Below are 17,543 nucleotides of genomic sequence, written 5' to 3' on the forward strand. Positions count from 1 at the left end.
AGGAACGACCGTGGCGAAAGTGATCGGCGTCGACTTCGACAGCGAATCGGTGCGCGCCGCCGAGGTGTCGGGCGTGGGCAAGGGCAGCCCGCGCGTCGAGCGCTACGGCGAGGTGCCGCTGCCCACCGGCGCGGTGGTGAACGGCGAGGTGATCGAGCCGAACACCGTCGCGGATGCGCTGCGCACCCTGTGGGCGACGCAGCGGTTCTCCACCCGCGCGGTCGCGCTCGGAGTCGGCAGCCAGCGCGTCATCGCCCGCCCCCTCACCGTCGACGACGGCACACGCGAGATGGTGCGGGCCGGGCTGCCGATCCACGCCGAGGCGATGCTGCCCTTCCCCGCCGACGAGGCGCTCATGGACTTCTACCCCATCGAGCGGCCCGAGGGGCAGCCGGGCAAGGTGCGCGGGCTGCTCGTCGCGGCGGCCCGCGACGCGATCGACGACAACGTGCGCACGCTGCGGCGCGCGCGCCTGCTGCCCGACTCCGTCGACCTCGTCGCGTTCGCCCTGGCCCGCACGCACCTGCGCGATGCGGAGGGCACGGTCGCGCTCGTCGAGATCGGCGCGTCGGCGACGAACGTGCTCATCGCCGTCGACTCGATCCCGCAGTTCCTGCGCATCATCCCGAGCGGGATCGACGAGATGCTGCGCAACCTGTCGACGATCACCGGCCTGCCCGAGGAGGAGCTGGCCGGCCCCGTGCGATCCGGATCGTTCGCCGACGCGCAGGCGCTCGCCGACGCGACGGCGTCGCTCATCAACAGCATCGCCAACACCCTCGACTACTACGCCAACAGCATGGGCGATGCGGGCGCGGAGCAGATCCTGCTCGCGGGGCGCGGTGGCCGCATGCCGCACACCCTCGAGCAGCTGCAGGCGCGCACGCGCCGCCCCGTGACGCTCGCCGACCCGCTCGCGGGCGTGCGGCTGGGCAAGAACGTGGATCCGCATGCCATCGCCAACGGCTCACCCGGCGTGGCGATCGGCCTGGCCCTGGGAGGTGCCGCATGAGCGTGGACGAGCTGGCGGACGCGCGGGGAGCGTCCGGAGACGATGCGGATCGCGCCGGCACGGGCGCTGCCCCGCTCCGGCGACGGCGCACCTCCTCCGACACGGCCCTGCTGCCGGACCTCACGCTCGAGGAGCCCGACGCGACCCCCACGACGGCGCTCGGGAAGGCGGGCGCGAAGCCGACGGCGAAGGCCCCGAAGTCGAAGCCGAAGGCGCCGAAGTCGAAGGCGAAGGCGAAGCCGGCGCGCACGACGCCGGCCACCAAGCCGCGGCGCGGGCAGCTCGTCATCGGCGCCGTCCCGCGCGCCGACCTGCTGCCGCCCGAGCTGCGTCGTCAGCGTGAGGGTCGCCGCGCGCGCGACGGCGCGCTCGTGGTCGTGCTCGGCGCAGCGCTGCTGCTGGCTCTGGGCGTGGGAGGGGCGACCGCGTGGGCGGGCATCCAGACGACCGCCAGGGACCGCTCCCAGGCGCTCACGACCGACCTGACCGAGCAGCAGCTGCAGTTCGGCGACGCGAACACGTTGCTCGCCGATATCCACAAGACCGAGGACGCCCTCGAGGAGGCGGCCGCGACCGACGTCCTCTGGGCGCAGCTGCTGACCGATCTGCAGGCGGCGCTTCCGTCCGACGCGGGCATCTCCTCGCTGACGATCGACGCGCCCACTCCGGGTGAGGACCTCCCCGAGCCGACGGGAGTGCTGCAGGCCGGCGCGCGCGCGGCCACCGTCCAGGTCGTCGCGCACACGTCGTCGGCCCCCGACATCGCCGAGTGGCTGCGCCGCATCGCGCAGATCGAGGGCGTCGTGTACACCGCGCCGCGCACGAGCGAGCCCCTCGACGGGGGCGGCTACCGCGTCGAGCTGACGTTCGACCTCGGGCCGGAGCGCCTGCGCGCCGCGGGCGACGACGTGGTCGGCGCCGACGACCCCGCCGAGACCGCCGAACCGGCCGGATCGACCGAGGGCGGCGACACCGACAGCGGGGCCGACACCACCGAGGAGGACACGGAATGATGGACCGGGTGCGGGTGACCTACCTGCTCGGCGCGATCCTCGCGATCGCGATCCTCGTGGTGGGCTTCGTCGTCGGCATCAAGCCGATGCTCGACCAGGCCGATGCGGCCGCCGCCGAGCAGGCGCGCATCGCCGAGACGAACAAGGCCCTCGCGCTGCGCCTGGCGGAGCTGCGGCGCACGCAGAGCGCGCTCGAGGAGCATCAGGCGGATCTCGACGAGCTCCGCCGAGAGCTGCCGTCGTCGAGCGAGTACGACGTGTACATCGAGCAGCTCGACGCCACGGCGATGACGTCCGGGGCCGGCGTGGCGCTGAACCGGCTCACCTTCGGGGATGCGGCCCTCGCGGGCGGCGAGGGCGACGAGGCATCGGCGGGTGCCGACGCCGCGGATTCGGCCGAGGACGCCGCGGCCGCGGCCGTCGGCGCGCAGGCGGGCGTGCTGCTCTCGGTGCCCGTCTCGATCGATGTCGCGGGCAGCGGGCCGGACGTGCGCACGTTCATCGACCGGCTGCAGCACGGCGACCGGTACACGCTCGTGACCGATGTGACGATGTCGGCCGCGGGCGACCGGGGCGACATCATGACCGCCGAGACCACCGCCACGATCGAGGGGCTCATCTGGATCCTGCCGCAGTGATCGCGACGTGACCTCGCCGGCCCCCTCCGCATGCCATCCTGAAGGCGATGCCTGACGCGATCGTGGTGGGGGCCGGCCCGAACGGGCTCGCGGCCGCGGTGACGCTCGCGCGCGCGGGCCTCGCGGTCGAGGTGCACGAGCGCGCCGACGCGGTGGGCGGCGCCGCCCGCACCCGCGCGGCCGACGGCTACCGGCACGACGTGGGCGCCGCCGTGCACCCCATGGCGCTGGGCTCGCCGTTCTTCCGCGCGTTCGGGCTGGCAGAGCGCGTCGCGTTCACCGTGCCGGACGTCTCGTACGCACACCCGCTGCCGGGTGGACGCACGGGAGCGGCCTTCCGCTCGCTCGATGCGACCGTCGACGCCCTCGGGAGCGACGGCCGCGCGTGGCGTCGCACGCTCGGCCCGCTCGTGGACCGGATCGACGAGGTCTCGGAGGCCAGCGGCGGCGTGCTCCTGCCCCGCCCCGGTGCCCTGCGCGGGTTCGCGACGCTCGCCCTCGCCGCCGCGCCCCACCTGCTCGGCCTCACGGGCTCCCTCTTCCGCGGCGCGGCCGCGCCCGCCCTGCTGGCCGGGGTCTTCGCGCACGGCGTCACGCCGATCCCCCGACTGGCGTCGGTCGGCGCCGGCCTCACGCTCGCCGCGCACGCGCACGCGCGGGGGTGGCCGATCCCGCACGGCGGCTCGCAGGCGATCGCCGACGCGCTCGCCGCGGATCTGCTCGCGCACGGCGGCGTCATCCGCACGGGCTCGCCGGTCGACGATCTGCGCGACCTTCCGCCCGCCCGCGCGATCCTGCTCGACCTCGTGCCGCGCGACGTGCTGCGCGTCGCCGCGCCCCGGCTGCCCGCTCGCTATGGGCGCGCACTGCGCCGCTGGCGGCACGGCGCCGCCGCCTACAAGGTGGACTTCGCGCTGTCCGCCCCGATCCCGTGGCGCGACGACGCCGTGCGGCGGGCCGGCACCGTGCATCTGGGCGGGACGCTCCGCGAGATCGCGCGCGCCGAGGCCGCCGTGGCGGCCGGCCGCCTGCCCGAGCGGCCCTTCGTGCTGCTCTCGCAGCCCTCGCTGTTCGATGCAGGGCGCGCGCCCGCCGGCCACCACACGGCATGGGCCTATGCCCACGTGCCGCACGGCTGGGACGGCGACGGGGCCGCCCTCATCGACCGCGCGATCGAGGAGCACGCGCCGGGCTTCCGCGACGTCGTCCTCGCGCGCACCGCCACCGGCCCCGGCGCCCTGGAGGCACTCGATCCGAACCTCGTCGGCGGCGACATCGGCGGTGGCGCCATGACGACGCTGCAGACGCTCGCGCGCCCCGTGGCCGGCTACGCCCCCTGGCGCACGCCCGTGCCGGGCCTGTACCTGTGCTCGTCGTCGACCGCCCCGGGCGGAGGGGTGCACGGCATGAGCGGCTGGAACGCCGCCCGCCTGGCCCTGCGCGACGTGTTCGACCTCCCCGCGCCCGGTCTGGGCCCGCGACCGCAGGAAGGGTGATCCCCGATGGAGTCTGGCGCCCCGCGCAAGCCCGGAGTGGCACGGATCGTGCTCGGCATCCTGGCGATCTACCCCCTGTCCCCCGCGGTCGGCATCATGCCGTTCGTGATCTTCGTGTTCGGCGGTGGCGGCTGGGACGCGTTCGTGGCGCAGAACGGCGCCGCGCTGGTCGTCTTCCCGATCATCGGGGTGGCCGTGCTCGTCGCCGGCATCGTGATGATCGTGACCGGCGTGCGCAATCGCCGCGCCTGGGACCGTGCGCACCGGCCGGCCTGGCGGGCCTGAAACGACGAAGAGACCGCCCCGGAGGGCGGTCTCTTCGATGACACAGGTGCGATGCGGTCTGTGGAGCTGGGGGGAATCGAACCCCCGTCCAGCGCTGAGTCTCTGGGGCTTCTCCGGGCGCAGTCTGTGGAGGCGTTCTGCTCGGCTCCGACCTTCAGCACAGACACATAGGTCGACGAGCCCAGTCGAGGAAGAGTCCCGCGTGACGTCCCGACACCGTCACGCAGCAAGATCCCTAGATGACGCCAGAATCCGTGTCGGGATCACCCACGGTCTGACGGACTATCGGGCTCGCTTAGGCAGCGAGGGCGAAGTCAGTGCGCTTAGCGTTGGCACTTATTGTTTTTGCAGGGGGCGTTTACGAGATAACCCTGCATCCTCGGCCCGCTTCTCGCAGATTCACAAGCACTGTCGAAACCGATCAGCCCCGTGGATCCTTCTCGCGAAGGGAACCGCATATCGCACGCTGTGGAGTTGTCACCGCACCGAGGTGCGCTGCCGGCGCCTCTCGGCGCGTGTGCCCCGGCGAGCCGGGTCTCGGATACATCCGAGCATCACAGACTACAACGCATCGCGCCACCGCGCCATTCCGACGGATTCCGGATCGGGTCCCTGGACACCGGAGGGCGATCGCACGCCGGTGCGCGGGATCGCCGGGGCCCTGCGATACCCTCGGCCCAGCGGCACGCGACGAAGGGAGCCCGACGTGGGCGAGGTCATCATCTCGGTGCGGGGCACGGCCCAGCGCCGGGTCACGCCGGAGCTCGCGGTGGTGAGCGTGCAGGTGCGCGCCGACGGGGCGGACCGCGCGACGGTCACCCGTCGGGTGGCGCAGTCCTCCGACGTCGTGCGCACTCGCCTGACCTCGCTGGAGGAGGGCGAGCGGCTCGTCCGCTGGTCGAGCGAGCGCGCGTACTTCTGGTCGAACCGACCGTGGAACAAGGACGGCAGGCAGCTTCCCGCCGTCCACCACGGCACGGTGGCGTTCCGCGCGACGTTCGACGACTTCGCCGAGCTCTCGGGCTGGATCGGCGAGCTCGCCGAGATGGACGAGATCCAGGTCGATGGGGTGAGCTGGCGGCTCGCCGACGACACGCGCTCGCGCGTCGAGCGGGAGACGGCGGCCGAGGCCGTGGGCGTCGCGCTCGAGCGGGCGAGGGCGTATGCCGACGCCCTCGGGTACGGCGAGGTGACCCCGGTCGAGATCGCCGACAACGACATGCTCTCGCGCGACGCGCCGCAGCCCTTCGCGAGCGCGATGATGGCGCGCGGCGCCGCGGCCGCTGCTCCCCCGCCGGTCGAGCTGGAGCCCGAGGACATCGTCGTCTCGGCCACCGTCGAGGGTCGATTCTCGGCGCGGTCATGAGCGGGATCGGCGGCGCCTCGCCGATCGCCGATCGGCTGGCGCGGATGATCCGCATCCCCACCGTCAGCGCGGATCACGCCGACCGCGGACGCTCCCGCTTCGAGGAGTTCGCGTCGCTGCTGGAGGAGCTCTACCCGCTCGCGCACACGCGCCTCGAGCGCGAGCGGATCGGCGAGCTCGGGCTGCTGTACCGGTGGCGCGGCGCGAGCGATCGCGATCCGCTCGTGCTCATGGCGCACGTCGACGTCGTTCCCGCCCGGGAGGGCGAGGGATGGAGCGTGCCGCCGTTCGAGGGCCGCGTCGCCGACGGACGGGTGTGGGGCCGCGGCGCGCTGGACGACAAGGGCCCGCTGCTCGTCGTCCTCGAGGCGGTCGAGCACCTGCTGGCGGCGGGCTTCTCCCCCGCCCGCGACGTCTATCTGTCGTTCGGCGGCGACGAGGAGGTCTTCGGCGGCGCGGCCGAGGAGATCGCGCGCACGCTGGCCGAGCGCGGCGTCGCCCCGTGGCTCGTGCTCGACGAGGGCGGCGCCGTCGTCGACGCGCCGCTGCCGTTCGTGCCGGGGCGCGCGGCCATGATCGGCCTCGGCGAGAAGGGCATCGTGACGCTGCGCCTGCGGGTGCGGGGCGACGGCGGGCACGCGTCGGCCCCGCGCGGCGACACCGCGATCTCGCGCCTGGCGCGCGCGGTCGAGCGCCTCGACGCGGCGACTTTCCCGCCCCGAGCGCCGGCGACCGTCGCGCGCATGCTCGGCGTGCTCGGCGCCCGCGCGACCGGCCCCGCCGGGCTCGGCGTGCGCCTGCTGGCCCGGTTCCCGCGCCTGGCCGGCCCGGTCCTCGCCCGCATGGGCGCCGAGCCGGCGGCGCTCGTGCGCACGACGATCGCCGCGACCAGGCAGTCCGGCGGCAGCGCCGACAACGTGCTGCCCGCCGAGGCGACCGCCACGTTCAACCTGCGCCTCATTCCCGGCGACACGGTCGGCTCCGTCATCGGGCGCGTGCGCCGTCGGATCCGCGACCCCCGGGTGACGGTCGAGCTGGTGGACGGCAGCGACCCGTCGCCCGAGTCCCCCGCCGACGGTCCCGCCTTCGACGCGCTGCGCGCCGCCGCCGAAGCGGCGTTCCCCGACGCTCTCGTCGTGCCGTACCTCATGATGCAGGCCAGCGACGCCCGTCACTTCCACCGGCGCTGGCTGGCGGTGTACCGCTTCGCGCCGCTGGAGATGTCGGCGACCCAGCGGGCCTCGATCCACGGCCCCGACGAGCACGTCGAGATCGCCTCGCTCGAGCGCGGCCGCGACTTCCACGTCGCCCTCATCCGGGGGCTGTCGTGAGCGCCGCCCGCACGCGGCTGGGACCGCTCGTCGGCATCGTCGGCTTCCTCGCGTTCGTGGAGTTCACGAGCGGCATCATCCAGGGCTACTACACGCCCATGCTCACGGACATCGCGCGGCACCTGGGCGTGCACGACGCCGACGTGAACTGGCTCGAGGGCTCGCAGCTCATGCTCTCGGCGCTCGTGGTGCCCGCGTTCGCGAAGCTCGGCGACATGATCGGGCACAAGCGCATGCTGCTCATCTCGACGGCGCTGACCGCCGCCGCCTCGCTCGCGCTGCCGTTCACCGACGCGTTCGGCGTGTTCCTCGTCGCGTGGGCCCTGCAGGGCTTCTACGTGGTGTGGCTGCCGCTCGAGGTGGCGCTCATCTGGTCGCGGGCGCGAGCGGTCGTGGCGCGCACGGGCGAGGGATCCGCGTCCGTGCTCACGGCGCGGGCGGCCGGCATCCTCGTGACCGCGCTCGAGGGCGGCGCCATCGTCGGCGCGCTCGCGGGCGGCGCGCTCGTCGACGCGATCCCGCTGTGGATCGTGCTGCTCGTCCCCGCCGTCGCCGTCGTGGCGTGCTTCTTCGTCATCCTCTTCGGCGTCACGGAATCGCCGTACCCGGCCGGCGGGCGCTTCGACACCACCGGCCTCGTGCTCGTCTCGCTCGCCCTCCTCGCGATCACGGGCGGGCTGAGTCTGCTGCGGCTGGGCGGCGTGGGCGACGCCCTCGCCTGGGGCGTGCTGGCCGTCGGCGCCCTGCTGCTCGTGCCGTTCGCGCGGTGGGAGCTGCGCCAGGACGACCCGCTGATCGACGTGCGCATGTTCCGCGACCCCGCCCTGTGGCCGGTCTTCCTCACCGCCGGCCTGTTCGGGGTGAGCGTGCTCGGCGCCCAGGCGCCCCTGTCGACCTTCGCGCGGACCGATCCGGAGGTCTACGGCTACGGGCTCGGCACCGCCGGATTCACGACCTCGCTGCTGATCGGGTTCTACCTGATCGCCATGATCATGGGCGCGCTGACCTACCCGCTGGTCGCGCGCCTCATCACGCCGCGCACCGCCCTCGTGCTGGCGGCACTGTGCGTGGGCGTCGGCTTCCTGCTGTTCCTGCCCTCCCACGCCACGTACCTGCAGGTCACGGCCAACATGCTCCTGGTGGGCCTCGGCTCGGGCGCCCTCGTCGCGGCACTGCCCGCCGCGGCGGCGGCCGCCGCACCGCACACGCAGACCGGCGTCGCGACGGGACTGACCAATTCCGTCAAGACCGTCGGCGGCGCGGTGGCCTCGTGCGTCTTCGGCATCGCGCTGCTGAACGGAGCCACCGGCGCCGCCGGGGGCACGGCCGGTTCGTTCGCCGGCTATGTGACCGTGTGGCTCGTGTGCGGCGTGACCGCCCTCGCGGCGGCCGGCGCGCTGCTCCTCGTGCCCCGGCAGGCGTTCACCGACGCGCGGGCCGACGTCCCCGTCGCCTGAGCACCGACACCGGGTCGGAACGCCGAGGGCCCGGATCCGTGTGGATCCGGGCCCTCGTGCGAGGCTGCGTTGCGCGTCAGCGGGCGAAGTTGCCGCGGTAGTACTCGTACACCCAGCCGACGATCGAGACGGCCAGCAGCGCGACCGCGAACGGCAGCAGGAAGATGCCGACCGCGAGCGACAGCGCGCCGAGCGCCGCGGCGCCCGCGAGCATGATGGGCCACCACGACCACGGGCTGAACTCGCCCAGCTCGGTCTCGCCGTCGTCGATGTCGGCGTCGAGGCGGTCCTCCGGCAGCTCCACGCCCTTCTGGCCGCGGTGCACGAGCTGCACGTAGAAGGCGACGAGCGCCGACATGAACGCCGAGAACAGCAGCGCCGTGCCGCCCGTCCAGTCCACCGCCTGGTACCAGGGCAGGCCGCGCGGGTTGTCGAGCAGGTCCCAGATCGCGTAGACCGAGAACGCGAGGGCGAAGAAGGCTGTCAGCAGCCACCAGATGACGACGTTGGAGCGCATGGCCTTACTTCACCTCTCCGTCGGACAGATCCACCGTGGGCGCGTCGGGCGCGTCCTTCGCCGGGCCCACGCCCACCGGGACGGGCGCCTCGCCGTGGTTCAGGTCGAACGCGGGGCGCTCGCTGCGGATGCGCGGGATCGACGTGAAGTTGTGGCGCGGCGGCGGGCAGCTGGTGGCCCATTCGAGCGATCCGCCGTAGCCCCACGGGTCGTTGACCGTGACCTTCGGCGCCTTGCGGGCGGTGATCCACACGTTCAGGAAGAACGGGATGAGCGAGGCGCCCAGGATGACCGCACCGATGGTGGACAGCTGGTTCTGCCAGGTCCAGCCGTCGGCCTCCGAGTAGTCGGCGTAGCGGCGCACCATGCCGTCCACGCCCAGCCAGTGCTGGATGAGGAAGGTCATGTGGAAGCCGATGAACAGCATCCAGAAGTGCACGTAGCCGAGCCGCTCGTTCAGCATGCGACCCGTCCACTTCGGCCACCAGAAGTAGAACCCGGCGAACATCGCGAACACGACCGTGCCGAACACCACGTAGTGGAAGTGCGCCACCACGAAGTACGAGTCGGACAGCTGGAAGTCCAGCGGCGGCGACGACAGGATGACGCCGGTCAGACCGCCGAAGACGAACGACACGAGGAAGCCGAGCGCGAACACCATGGGCGTCTCGAACGTGATCGAGCCGCGCCACATCGTGCCGATCCAGTTGAAGATCTTCACGCCCGTCGGCACCGCGATGAGCATCGTCATGAGCGCGAAGAACGGCAGCAGCACCGCGCCCGTGACGTACATGTGGTGCGCCCAGACCGACACCGACAGCGCGGCGATCGCGATGGTCGCGTACACGAGCGTCTTGTAGCCGAAGATCGGTTTGCGGCTGAAGACCGGGAAGATCTCCGACACGATGCCGAAGAACGGCAGCGCGATGATGTACACCTCGGGGTGGCCGAAGAACCAGAACAGGTGCTGCCACAGCAGCACGCCGCCGTTGGCCGGGTCGTAGATGTGCGCGCCGAGGACGCGGTCGGCGGCGGCCGCGAGGATCGCGGCGGCGAGCACGGGGAACGCGATGAGGATGAGCAGGCTCGTGATGAGCGTGTTCCACGTGAAGATCGGCATGCGCCACATCGTCATGCCGGGCGCACGCATCGTGATGATCGTCGTGATGAAATTCACCGCGCCGAAGATGGTTCCGAAGCCCGAGATGCCGAGGCCCAGCATCCACATGTTGCCGCCGAACCCTGGTGTGAACGACGCATTGGCGAGCGGCTGATACGCGAACCAGCCGAACGACGCGGCGCCCTGCGGGGTGAGGAAGCCGGCCACGGCGATGAGCGAGCCGAACGCGAACAGCCAGAAGGCGAAGGCGTTCAGGCGCGGGAACGCCACGTCGGGCGCGCCGATCTGCAGCGGCAGGATGACGTTGGCGAAGCCCGCGAACAGCGGCGTCGCGAACATCAGCAGCATCACGGTGCCGTGCATCGTGAACAGCTGGTTGTACTGCTCCTTGGTCGGGATGATCTGCATGCCCGGCGCGAACAGCTCGGCGCGGATCAGCAGTGCCATGACGCCGCCGAGGCAGAAGAACAGCATCGACGCGATGAGGTACATGTACCCGATCGTCTTGTGGTCGGTGGAGGTGATCCACTTGACCACGATGTTGCCCTTCTGCTCGACGCGGGATCCGCTGAGCAGGGCGGCCTGTCGGGCCGGCAGGACGGGAGTCTGCTCCTGAAGGGTGCTCGTCGCCATGGTGCTCAGTGGCTCTCTTCCTCGTCGTCGCTCTGCGCGCCGGTGCCCGGCGCGTTGCCCAGGCGGTCGTACGCCTCGTTGATGTCGCCGGTCTGGCCCTTGGCCTCGAGCTCGTCGAGGTACGCCTCGTACTCGGCCTCGCTCACGACCTCGACGTTGAACAGCATCATCGAGTGGTACTCGCCGCACAGCTCGGCGCACTTGCCGGCGTACGTGCCCTCGCGGGTGGGAATGAAGGACCACGAGTTGTCGTGGCCGATGTACATGTCCTTCTTGTACAGGAAGTCGATGATCCAGAACGAGTGGATGACATCACGCGACTCGAGGTCGATCGTCACCTTCTTGTCGACCGGCAGCACGAGCGTCGGCAGCTGCTCCTGATCGATGTTGCCGTTCGCGTCGGGCTGCGCCTGGATGCCCATCGTCCACACGGCGTCGGAGTTGTCCTCCTCGTCGCCGTCGTACTGGAAGTCCCACGCCCACTGCTTGGCGATCGCGGTGATCTCCACGTCGACCTCGTCCTCGGCCCAGGGCGTCTCGACCTTGGTCTGCTCGCGCGCCGTGAAGGCGAACAGGCCGAGCACCAGGATGAGCGGCACCGTCGTGAAGAAGATCTCGATCGGCATGTTGTACCGCAGCTGCACCGGCAGGCCCGTCTGGCCCTTGCGTCGGCGGTAGACGATCATCGCCCAGAGCATGAGGCCCCAGGTGATGAGGCCCACGACGAGCGCGGCGATCCACGACCCGACCCAGAGCGAGGCGATTCCCTCGGTCTGGTTGGTGGTGGCAGGCCCGTCCTCCACGAAGCCGGGGAGGTAGCCGTGCAGCTCCGTGGGCGAGCACGCGGCGAGCGTGGCGACGGTGGCTGCGGCGACGGGGATCGCTGCCCAGCGGATGCGGCGTTTCGAGGGCACGAATTCACCTTTCGAACGTGGATGGGGCACCTGCCAGTCTAGGGCAAGCGCACACGGGATTCCGGCCACACTCCCAGCGGGGCGCCCTCGCGCGTGGCGTGCTGCGGGTACGCCGAACGGCCCCGCAGCGGTGGTGGCGGGGCCGTTCGCAGGGCGGATCAGTGGAAGCTGTCGCCGCAGGCGCAGGAGCCCGAGGCGTTGGGGTTGTCGATCGTGAACCCCTGCTCCGAGATCGTGTCCTTGAAGTCGATCTTCGCGCCGTCGAGGTACGGCACCGACATGTTGTCGACGATCACCTCGACGCCGTCGAAGTCGACGGTCTCGTCGCCCTCGAGGTAGCGCTCGTCGAAGTAGAGCTGGTAGATGAGGCCGGAGCAGCCGCCGGGCTGCACGGCGACGCGCAGGCGCAGGTCGTCGCGGCCCTCCTGCTCGAGCAGGCTCTTCACCTTGGCGGCGGCCGCCTCGGTGAGGCCCACGCCGTGGGCGGGGGCGGCGGTGTCGGCGGTCAGGGTCGTGTCGGTCATGACGCTCTCCTCCTATCGGGCCCCGCCGACGGACGGCACGGGGCGAGCTTGTTCGATTCTAACCGCGGCGGCGGCGGATGGCGCCGCGCGGCCGCCGTCTTGCTCGGCGGCTCAGGCCTCGCGGGCGTTCATGCGCCCGAGCAGCAGCGTCTCGCTGATCACGGCGTGTCGGAACGTGTCGAGGTGCAGCGACTCGTTCGGGCTGTGCGCGCGCGAGTGCGGGTCCTCCACGCCCGTCACGAGGATCTGCGCGCCCGGGTAGCGCTGCACGAGATCGGCGATGAACGGGATCGATCCGCCCACGCCGTAGTCCACGGGATCCTTGCCGTAGCCGTCGCGCATCGCGTCGCGCGCCGCCTGCACGGCCCATCCGCTCGTGTCGACGAGGAAGCCGTCGCCGCAGTCGACCTCGCCGAAGGTGAGCTGCGCGCCGAAGGCGTTGTGCGCCTCGAGGTGCGCCTTGATGGCCTCGTAGGCGGCCCGCGCGTCCTGTCCCGGCGCCACGCGGGCGCTCACGACCACGGTCACCTCGGGCGAGAGCGTGTTCGACGCGGCGGCGACGCTCGTGTGGTCGATGCCGGTGACCGTGATCGACGGCTTGTTCCAGATGCGCGACAGGATCGTGCCGTCGCCGATCGGGCGCACGCCCTCGAGCAGCCCCGTCTCCTCGCGCAACGTGTCCTCGCCGTACTCGGGTGTCTCGGCATCGCGCGCCGTGAGGCCCTCGACCGCCACCGCGCCGTTCTCGTCCCACAGGGAGGAGAGCATCTTGATGGTCGCGAGCATCGCGTCGGGCACCGCTCCCCCGAACATGCCCGAGTGCGAGGCGTGATCGAGCGTGCGCACCGTGAGGTGGAACTTCGCGTTGCCGCGCAGCGACACCGTGACGGCCGGCGTCTCGGAGTCCCAGTTGCCGGAGTCGGCGACGACGATGACGTCCGAGCGCATCGCCTCGGCGTTGTCCTCGAGGAACTGCGTGAACGAGCGCGAGCCGAACTCCTCCTCGCCCTCGATGTAGAGGACGATCCCGAGGTCGAGGTCGTCGCCGTAGGTCTCGCGCAGGGCGCGCAGCGAGGCGATGTGCGCCATCACCCCGGCCTTGTCGTCGGCGGCGCCGCGCCCGTAGAGGCGGCCGTCGCGCACGGTCGGCTCGAACGGCGGCGTCTCCCAGAGCGCGTCGTCTCCCGGGGGCTGCACGTCGTGGTGGGCGTAGAGCATGACGGTCGGGCGGCCGTTGCGGGCCGCGCGCGTGGCGAGCACACCGGGCTGGCCCACCTCGTCCGTGCCGGGGATGGCCGCGCGGTGGATGCGCACCTCGTCGAAGACGCCGGTCTCGCGCGCGAGCCGGGCGATCTCGTCGGCGCTGCGCACGAGCTGATCCTGATCGAAGGCGGGCCACGCGATGCCGGGGATGCGCACGAGGCGCCCGAGGTCGGCGAGCGCCGCGGGGATCCCTCCTTCCGCCGATTCGACGAGCTGCTGGTCCGGGGTGGGCGTGGAGGTCATGCGGGTATCCTAGATCGGCATGCCGTGCCCCTCCGCGCGCGGCCCCCGAACGATCCGAGGTGCTCCCCGTGGCCAACACCCCCGCGTCCGCCGGCGACGACGCGTCGATGACGACCGTCGGCAAGGGCCGTCCCACCCCGTCCCGCGCCGAGCGCGAGGCCGCCAACCGCCGCCCGCTCGTCGCCAACACGAAGGAGGCGCGCAAGCGCGCCCGCGCCGAGCTGCGCGAGCGCCAGGACCGCGCCCGCGTCGGCATGGCCAACGGCGAGGAGCGCTACCTGCAGCCCCGCGACAAGGGCCCGCAGCGCCGCTGGGTGCGCGACTACACCGACGCCGGCTGGCACCTCGGCGAGCTGCTCATGCCGGCCCTCATCATCGTGCTGATCGTCACGATGTTCCTGCCGATCCAGTTCCAGTACTACGGCATGATCGGCCTCTGGGTGTTCGTGCTCTTCACGGTCGGCGACATGGTGATCCTCTCGAACACCGTCAAGAAGAAGGCCGCCGAGAAGTTCGGCAAGGACCGGCGCGAGAAGGGCCTCGGCTGGTACGCCGCGATGCGCTCCGTGCAGATGCGCTGGATGCGCCTGCCGAAGCCGCAGGTGAAGCGCGGCGAGTACCCGGCCTGAGTCATCCGTGTCACGTGTCTCGCACGCTGCGGGCACGCCTGACGGCGCGCCCTGGCGGGCTCGGGAGGGCGCTCCGCGCCATCCGGCGTGACGGCGGGCGCACTCGCGCCCGCACGCTCCGGGGCCGCTTCGCGGCGCCGTCGCAGGGCTCGGTGCATGTCCGCAAGTCTGTGCTGAGTCCGGGCGGACGCACGCGCGGACTTGGCACAGACTTGCGGACTTAAGGGCGGGCGAGGGCGCGGTTGATCTCGCGGGCCCAGAGCGGGCCGCGGTAGAGGAACGCCGTGTAGCCCTGCGTGAGGGTCGCGCCCGCGGCCAGGCGCTCGCGCACGTCCTCGGCGGTCTCGATGCCGCCGACCGAGACGACGCAGAACGCCGGATCGGGTGCCGCGGCCCGGATGACGCGCAGCACCTCGAGCGCGCGCGCCTTGAGGGGCGCGCCCGAGAGCCCGCCGGCACCGGCGGCCTCGACGACGCCCGCGTCGGTGAGCAGTCCCTCGCGCGCGATCGTCGTGTTCGTCGCGATGATGCCCGCCAGGCCCAGATCCACCGCGAGTCGGGTCACGGCCGTGACCTCGTCGTCCGGGAGGTCGGGCGCGATCTTGACGAGCAGCGGGGTCCGGCCCGCGGCCGCCTTGACGGCCTGGAGCAGGGGGCGCAGCGTCTCGACGGCCTGGAGCCCGCGCAGGCCCGGGGTGTTGGGCGAGGAGACGTTCACCGCGAGGTAGTCGGCGAGCGGCGCGAGCATCGTCGCGCTGGCGACGTAGTCCGCCGTGGCGTGCTCGACGTCGACGACGCGGCTCTTGCCGATGTTGGCCCCGACGACCGCTCCCCCGCGGCGCAGTCGCGCCAGGCGCCGGGCGGCGGCCCGAGCGCCCCGGTTGTTGAAGCCCATGCGGTTCACGACCGCGCGGTCGGGGACGAGGCGGAACAGGCGCGGGCGGGGGTTGCCGTCCTGCGGGATCGCGGTGACCGTGCCGATCTCGACGTGTCCGAAGCCGAGGGCATCGAGGCCGCGCACGCCGACCGCGTTCTTGTCGAACCCGGCGGCGACGCCGAACGGCGACGGGAACCGCACGCCGAGCGCGTCGACGGCCAGGGACGGATCGGGCCGGGTGAAGGCGCGCACGATCGGCGCGATCGGGCGGGAGCCGAGCACGCGGATCACGGCCATGGCCAGGTGGTGGGCCGTCTCGGGGTCGAGGCGCGACAGGAACGCGCGGAACAGCAGCGGGTACACGCGTCAGGCCCCCGCGCCCTGATCGGCCCCGCCCGCGGTGTGCGCGCCCACTCCGGCGTGATCGGCGCGCAGGTCGGCGATGGCCGCCTCGAAGTCCTCGAGCGATTCGAACGCCTGGTAGACGCTCGCGTACCGCAGGTAGGCGACCTCGTCGAGCTCGCGGAGCGGGCCGAGCGTGGCCAGGCCGATCTCGTTCGCGTCGATCTGGCTCAGGCCCGTCTGCCGCACGGCCTCCTCCACCTTCTGGGCGAGCACGGCCAGATCGGCGTCCGTCACGGGACGCCCCTGGCACGCCTTGCGCACGCCCGCCATCACCTTGTCGCGGCTGAACGGCTCGACCGCGCCGGAGCGCTTGATGACGTTGAGCGACGCGGTCTCGATCGTCGAGAAGCGCTTGCCGCACTGCGGGCACTGGCGCCGACGGCGGATGGAGAGGCCGTCGTCGCTCGTGCGGGAGTCGATGACGCGGGAGTCGGCGTGGCGGCAGAAGGGACAGTGCATAGCCGGGCCAGCTTACGCGGCGGAGCCTGCGACGTCGCCGGACGCGAAGCGCGCCACGACGGCGTCGCCGTGGCCGGGAAGCGCCTCGGACGCCGCGAGCGCGACGATGCGGTCGCTCACCTCGGCGAGGGCGTCGCGGTCGTACTCGATGACCTGCTGCGGACGCAGGAACGTCTGCGCGCCGAGGCCCGCGGCGTAGCGGGCCTGGCCGCCCGTCGGCAGCACGTGATTCGATCCCGCGAGGTAGTCGCCGAGGCTCACGGGCGCATAGGGGCCGAGGAACAGCGCGCCCGCGCTCGTGTAGCGCGACGCCGCCTCGGCGGCGTCGGCGAGGTGCAGCTCGAGGTGCTCCGGCGCGTACGCGTTGCTGAACGCCTCGGCCGCGGCCGCATCGTCGACGAGCACGATGGCCGACTGCTCCCCCGCCAGCGCGGCGGCGACCCGCTCGCGGTGCCGGGTGGCCGCGGCGACCTGCTCCACCGCCGCATCGACGGCGCGCGCGAGGTCCGCGGACGCGGTCACGAGCACCGCCGAGGCCTGCTCGTCGTGCTCGGCCTGGCTCACGAGGTCGTACGCGATCAGGCGCGCGTCGGCCGTGTCGTCGGCGACGATGAGGATCTCGGTGGCACCGGCCTCGGAGTCGACTCCCACGACGCCGGCGACGGCACGCTTGGCCGCCGCGACGAAGTTGTTGCCGGGACCGGTGACGGTGTCGACGGGCTCGAGGCCGAGCGTCGCGACGCCGTGCGCGAGCGCGCCGATCGCCCCGGCGCCGCCCATCGCGTAGACCTCGGTGACGCCGAGCAGGCCGGCCGCGGCGAGGATCGTCGGGTGCACGCGACCCTCGGCGTCGGCCTGCGGCGGCGAGGCGAGCGCGATGCTGCGCACGCCCGCGACCTGCGCGGGCACGACGTTCATGACCACGCTGGACGGGTACACGGCCTTGCCGCCCGGCACGTACACGCCGACGCGCCCGACGGGCTGCCAGCGCTGCGTGACGCGCGCGCCGGGCGCGAGCTCGGTGACGCGCGTGGGCGGGATCTGCGCGGCCGAGGCCTCGCGCACGCGGCGGATCGACTCCTCGAGCGCGGCGTGGACCTCGGGGTCGAGCCCGGCGACGGCGTCGGCGACGTGCTCGGCCGGCACCCGCACCGCGTGGCCCGTCACGCCGTCGAAGCGCTCGGCCTGCTCGCGCAGCGACTGCTCGCCCCGCGCGCGGACGTCCTCGACGATCTCGGCGGCCGCCTGCAGCGCCGCCGCCCGCGCCGCGGTGGCGCGCGGGACGGCGGCGAGCAGATCGGCCGTGTTCAGGCGACGGCCGCGCAGATCGATCGTGCGCATCAGGTGGTGCTCCTCGCGGG

At 72.6% G+C, this 17,543-nt stretch carries 17 protein-coding genes and 1 other RNA gene; 9 read left to right on the forward strand and 9 right to left on the reverse strand.

All coding sequences use genetic code 11. The annotated features are described in order from the left end of the window. Positions 1-10: 10 nt before the first annotated feature. From pilM to ACYVJ0_RS05710, 5 genes are read left to right on the forward strand one after another with little or no spacing between them, the layout of a single operon-like run. Entirely contained in the window at positions 11-1,012 is a 1,002-nt protein-coding gene (gene pilM / locus ACYVJ0_RS05690; protein ID WP_449854527.1) for a type IV pilus biogenesis protein PilM, read from the forward strand. After that, positions 1,009-2,025 carry a hypothetical protein gene (locus ACYVJ0_RS05695; RefSeq protein ID WP_449854528.1) on the forward strand — a complete coding sequence of 339 codons (1,017 nt, stop codon included), beginning with the start codon at positions 1,009-1,011 and terminating at the stop codon, positions 2,023-2,025. The genes pilM and ACYVJ0_RS05695 overlap by 4 nt, the downstream gene beginning before the upstream one ends. Next, the gene (locus tag ACYVJ0_RS05700; RefSeq protein ID WP_449854529.1) at positions 2,022-2,663 is read left to right on the forward strand and encodes a hypothetical protein; all 642 of its coding nucleotides are present in this window, start codon (positions 2,022-2,024) and stop codon (positions 2,661-2,663) included. Before ACYVJ0_RS05695 ends, ACYVJ0_RS05700 begins: the two co-directional genes overlap by 4 nt. A 47-nt stretch (positions 2,664-2,710) precedes the next feature. Next, complete coding sequence (locus ACYVJ0_RS05705) at positions 2,711-4,159, forward strand: phytoene desaturase family protein (protein WP_460816569.1); 1,449 nt, start codon at positions 2,711-2,713, stop codon at positions 4,157-4,159. A gap of 6 nt (positions 4,160-4,165) precedes the next feature. Beyond that, positions 4,166-4,444: a hypothetical protein gene (locus ACYVJ0_RS05710; RefSeq protein ID WP_460816571.1), complete on the forward strand. Its 279-nt coding sequence runs from the start codon at positions 4,166-4,168 to the stop codon at positions 4,442-4,444. A gap of 58 nt (positions 4,445-4,502) precedes the next feature. Here ACYVJ0_RS05710 and ssrA read toward each other — a convergent pair. Continuing rightward, positions 4,503-4,873: a transfer-messenger RNA gene (gene ssrA / locus ACYVJ0_RS05715) on the reverse strand. Positions 4,874-5,150: 277 nt separating this feature from the next. On the opposite strand from ssrA, the gene ACYVJ0_RS05720 reads away from it, so the two are divergent. Genes ACYVJ0_RS05720 through ACYVJ0_RS05730 form a run of 3 tightly spaced genes read left to right on the forward strand, consistent with a single transcriptional unit; the run spans position 5,151 to position 8,598 of the window. Then, positions 5,151-5,810, forward strand: coding sequence for an SIMPL domain-containing protein (locus tag ACYVJ0_RS05720; RefSeq protein WP_460816572.1), 660 nt, complete (start codon positions 5,151-5,153; stop codon positions 5,808-5,810). Next, entirely contained in the window at positions 5,807-7,141 is a 1,335-nt protein-coding gene (locus ACYVJ0_RS05725) for a M20/M25/M40 family metallo-hydrolase (RefSeq protein WP_460816574.1), read from the forward strand. The genes ACYVJ0_RS05720 and ACYVJ0_RS05725 overlap by 4 nt, the downstream gene beginning before the upstream one ends. Next, the gene (locus ACYVJ0_RS05730) at positions 7,138-8,598 is read left to right on the forward strand and encodes an MFS transporter (RefSeq protein WP_460816575.1); all 1,461 of its coding nucleotides are present in this window, start codon (positions 7,138-7,140) and stop codon (positions 8,596-8,598) included. The genes ACYVJ0_RS05725 and ACYVJ0_RS05730 overlap by 4 nt, the downstream gene beginning before the upstream one ends. A gap of 76 nt (positions 8,599-8,674) precedes the next feature. Here the strand turns inward: ACYVJ0_RS05730 and ctaF are convergent, their stop codons facing one another. From ctaF to ACYVJ0_RS05755, 5 genes are all read right to left on the reverse strand, one after another. Next, positions 8,675-9,115: an aa3-type cytochrome oxidase subunit IV gene (gene ctaF, locus ACYVJ0_RS05735; RefSeq protein ID WP_449854535.1), complete on the reverse strand. Its 441-nt coding sequence runs from the start codon at positions 9,113-9,115 to the stop codon at positions 8,675-8,677. A gap of 4 nt (positions 9,116-9,119) precedes the next feature. Beyond that, a complete protein-coding gene (gene ctaD / locus ACYVJ0_RS05740; protein ID WP_460816577.1) occupies positions 9,120-10,868 on the reverse strand; it encodes an aa3-type cytochrome oxidase subunit I in 1,749 nt (582 codons plus the stop codon). 5 nt (positions 10,869-10,873) lie between these two features. Beyond that, positions 10,874-11,782 (reverse strand): aa3-type cytochrome oxidase subunit II, encoded by a 909-nt coding sequence (gene ctaC, locus ACYVJ0_RS05745; RefSeq protein WP_449854537.1) that lies wholly within the window; start codon positions 11,780-11,782, stop codon positions 10,874-10,876. Positions 11,783-11,940: 158 nt separating this feature from the next. Then, positions 11,941-12,306: an iron-sulfur cluster insertion protein ErpA gene (gene erpA, locus ACYVJ0_RS05750; protein WP_449854538.1), complete on the reverse strand. Its 366-nt coding sequence runs from the start codon at positions 12,304-12,306 to the stop codon at positions 11,941-11,943. A 111-nt stretch (positions 12,307-12,417) separates the two neighbouring features. Then, on the reverse strand, positions 12,418-13,812 hold the full coding sequence (locus ACYVJ0_RS05755; protein WP_449854539.1) for a dipeptidase: 1,395 nt from the start codon (positions 13,810-13,812) through the stop codon (positions 12,418-12,420). Between the two features lie 68 nt (positions 13,813-13,880). On the opposite strand from ACYVJ0_RS05755, the gene ACYVJ0_RS05760 reads away from it, so the two are divergent. Beyond that, positions 13,881-14,441 (forward strand): DUF3043 domain-containing protein, encoded by a 561-nt coding sequence (locus tag ACYVJ0_RS05760; protein ID WP_460816578.1) that lies wholly within the window; start codon positions 13,881-13,883, stop codon positions 14,439-14,441. 220 nt (positions 14,442-14,661) lie between these two features. On the opposite strand, the gene ACYVJ0_RS05765 is transcribed toward ACYVJ0_RS05760, so the two are convergent. Genes ACYVJ0_RS05765 through hisD form a run of 3 tightly spaced genes read right to left on the reverse strand, consistent with a single transcriptional unit; the run spans position 14,662 to position 17,523 of the window. Beyond that, positions 14,662-15,681 carry a quinone-dependent dihydroorotate dehydrogenase gene (locus ACYVJ0_RS05765; protein WP_460816580.1) on the reverse strand — a complete coding sequence of 340 codons (1,020 nt, stop codon included), beginning with the start codon at positions 15,679-15,681 and terminating at the stop codon, positions 14,662-14,664. A 3-nt stretch (positions 15,682-15,684) separates the two neighbouring features. Further along, a complete protein-coding gene (nrdR, locus tag ACYVJ0_RS05770) occupies positions 15,685-16,182 on the reverse strand; it encodes a transcriptional regulator NrdR (RefSeq protein ID WP_449854542.1) in 498 nt (165 codons plus the stop codon). 12 nt (positions 16,183-16,194) lie between these two features. Then, positions 16,195-17,523 carry a histidinol dehydrogenase gene (gene hisD, locus ACYVJ0_RS05775; protein ID WP_460816581.1) on the reverse strand — a complete coding sequence of 443 codons (1,329 nt, stop codon included), beginning with the start codon at positions 17,521-17,523 and terminating at the stop codon, positions 16,195-16,197. Between the last annotated feature and the right edge of the window lie 20 nt (positions 17,524-17,543).

Source organism: Microbacterium petrolearium, from assembly GCF_054782875.1.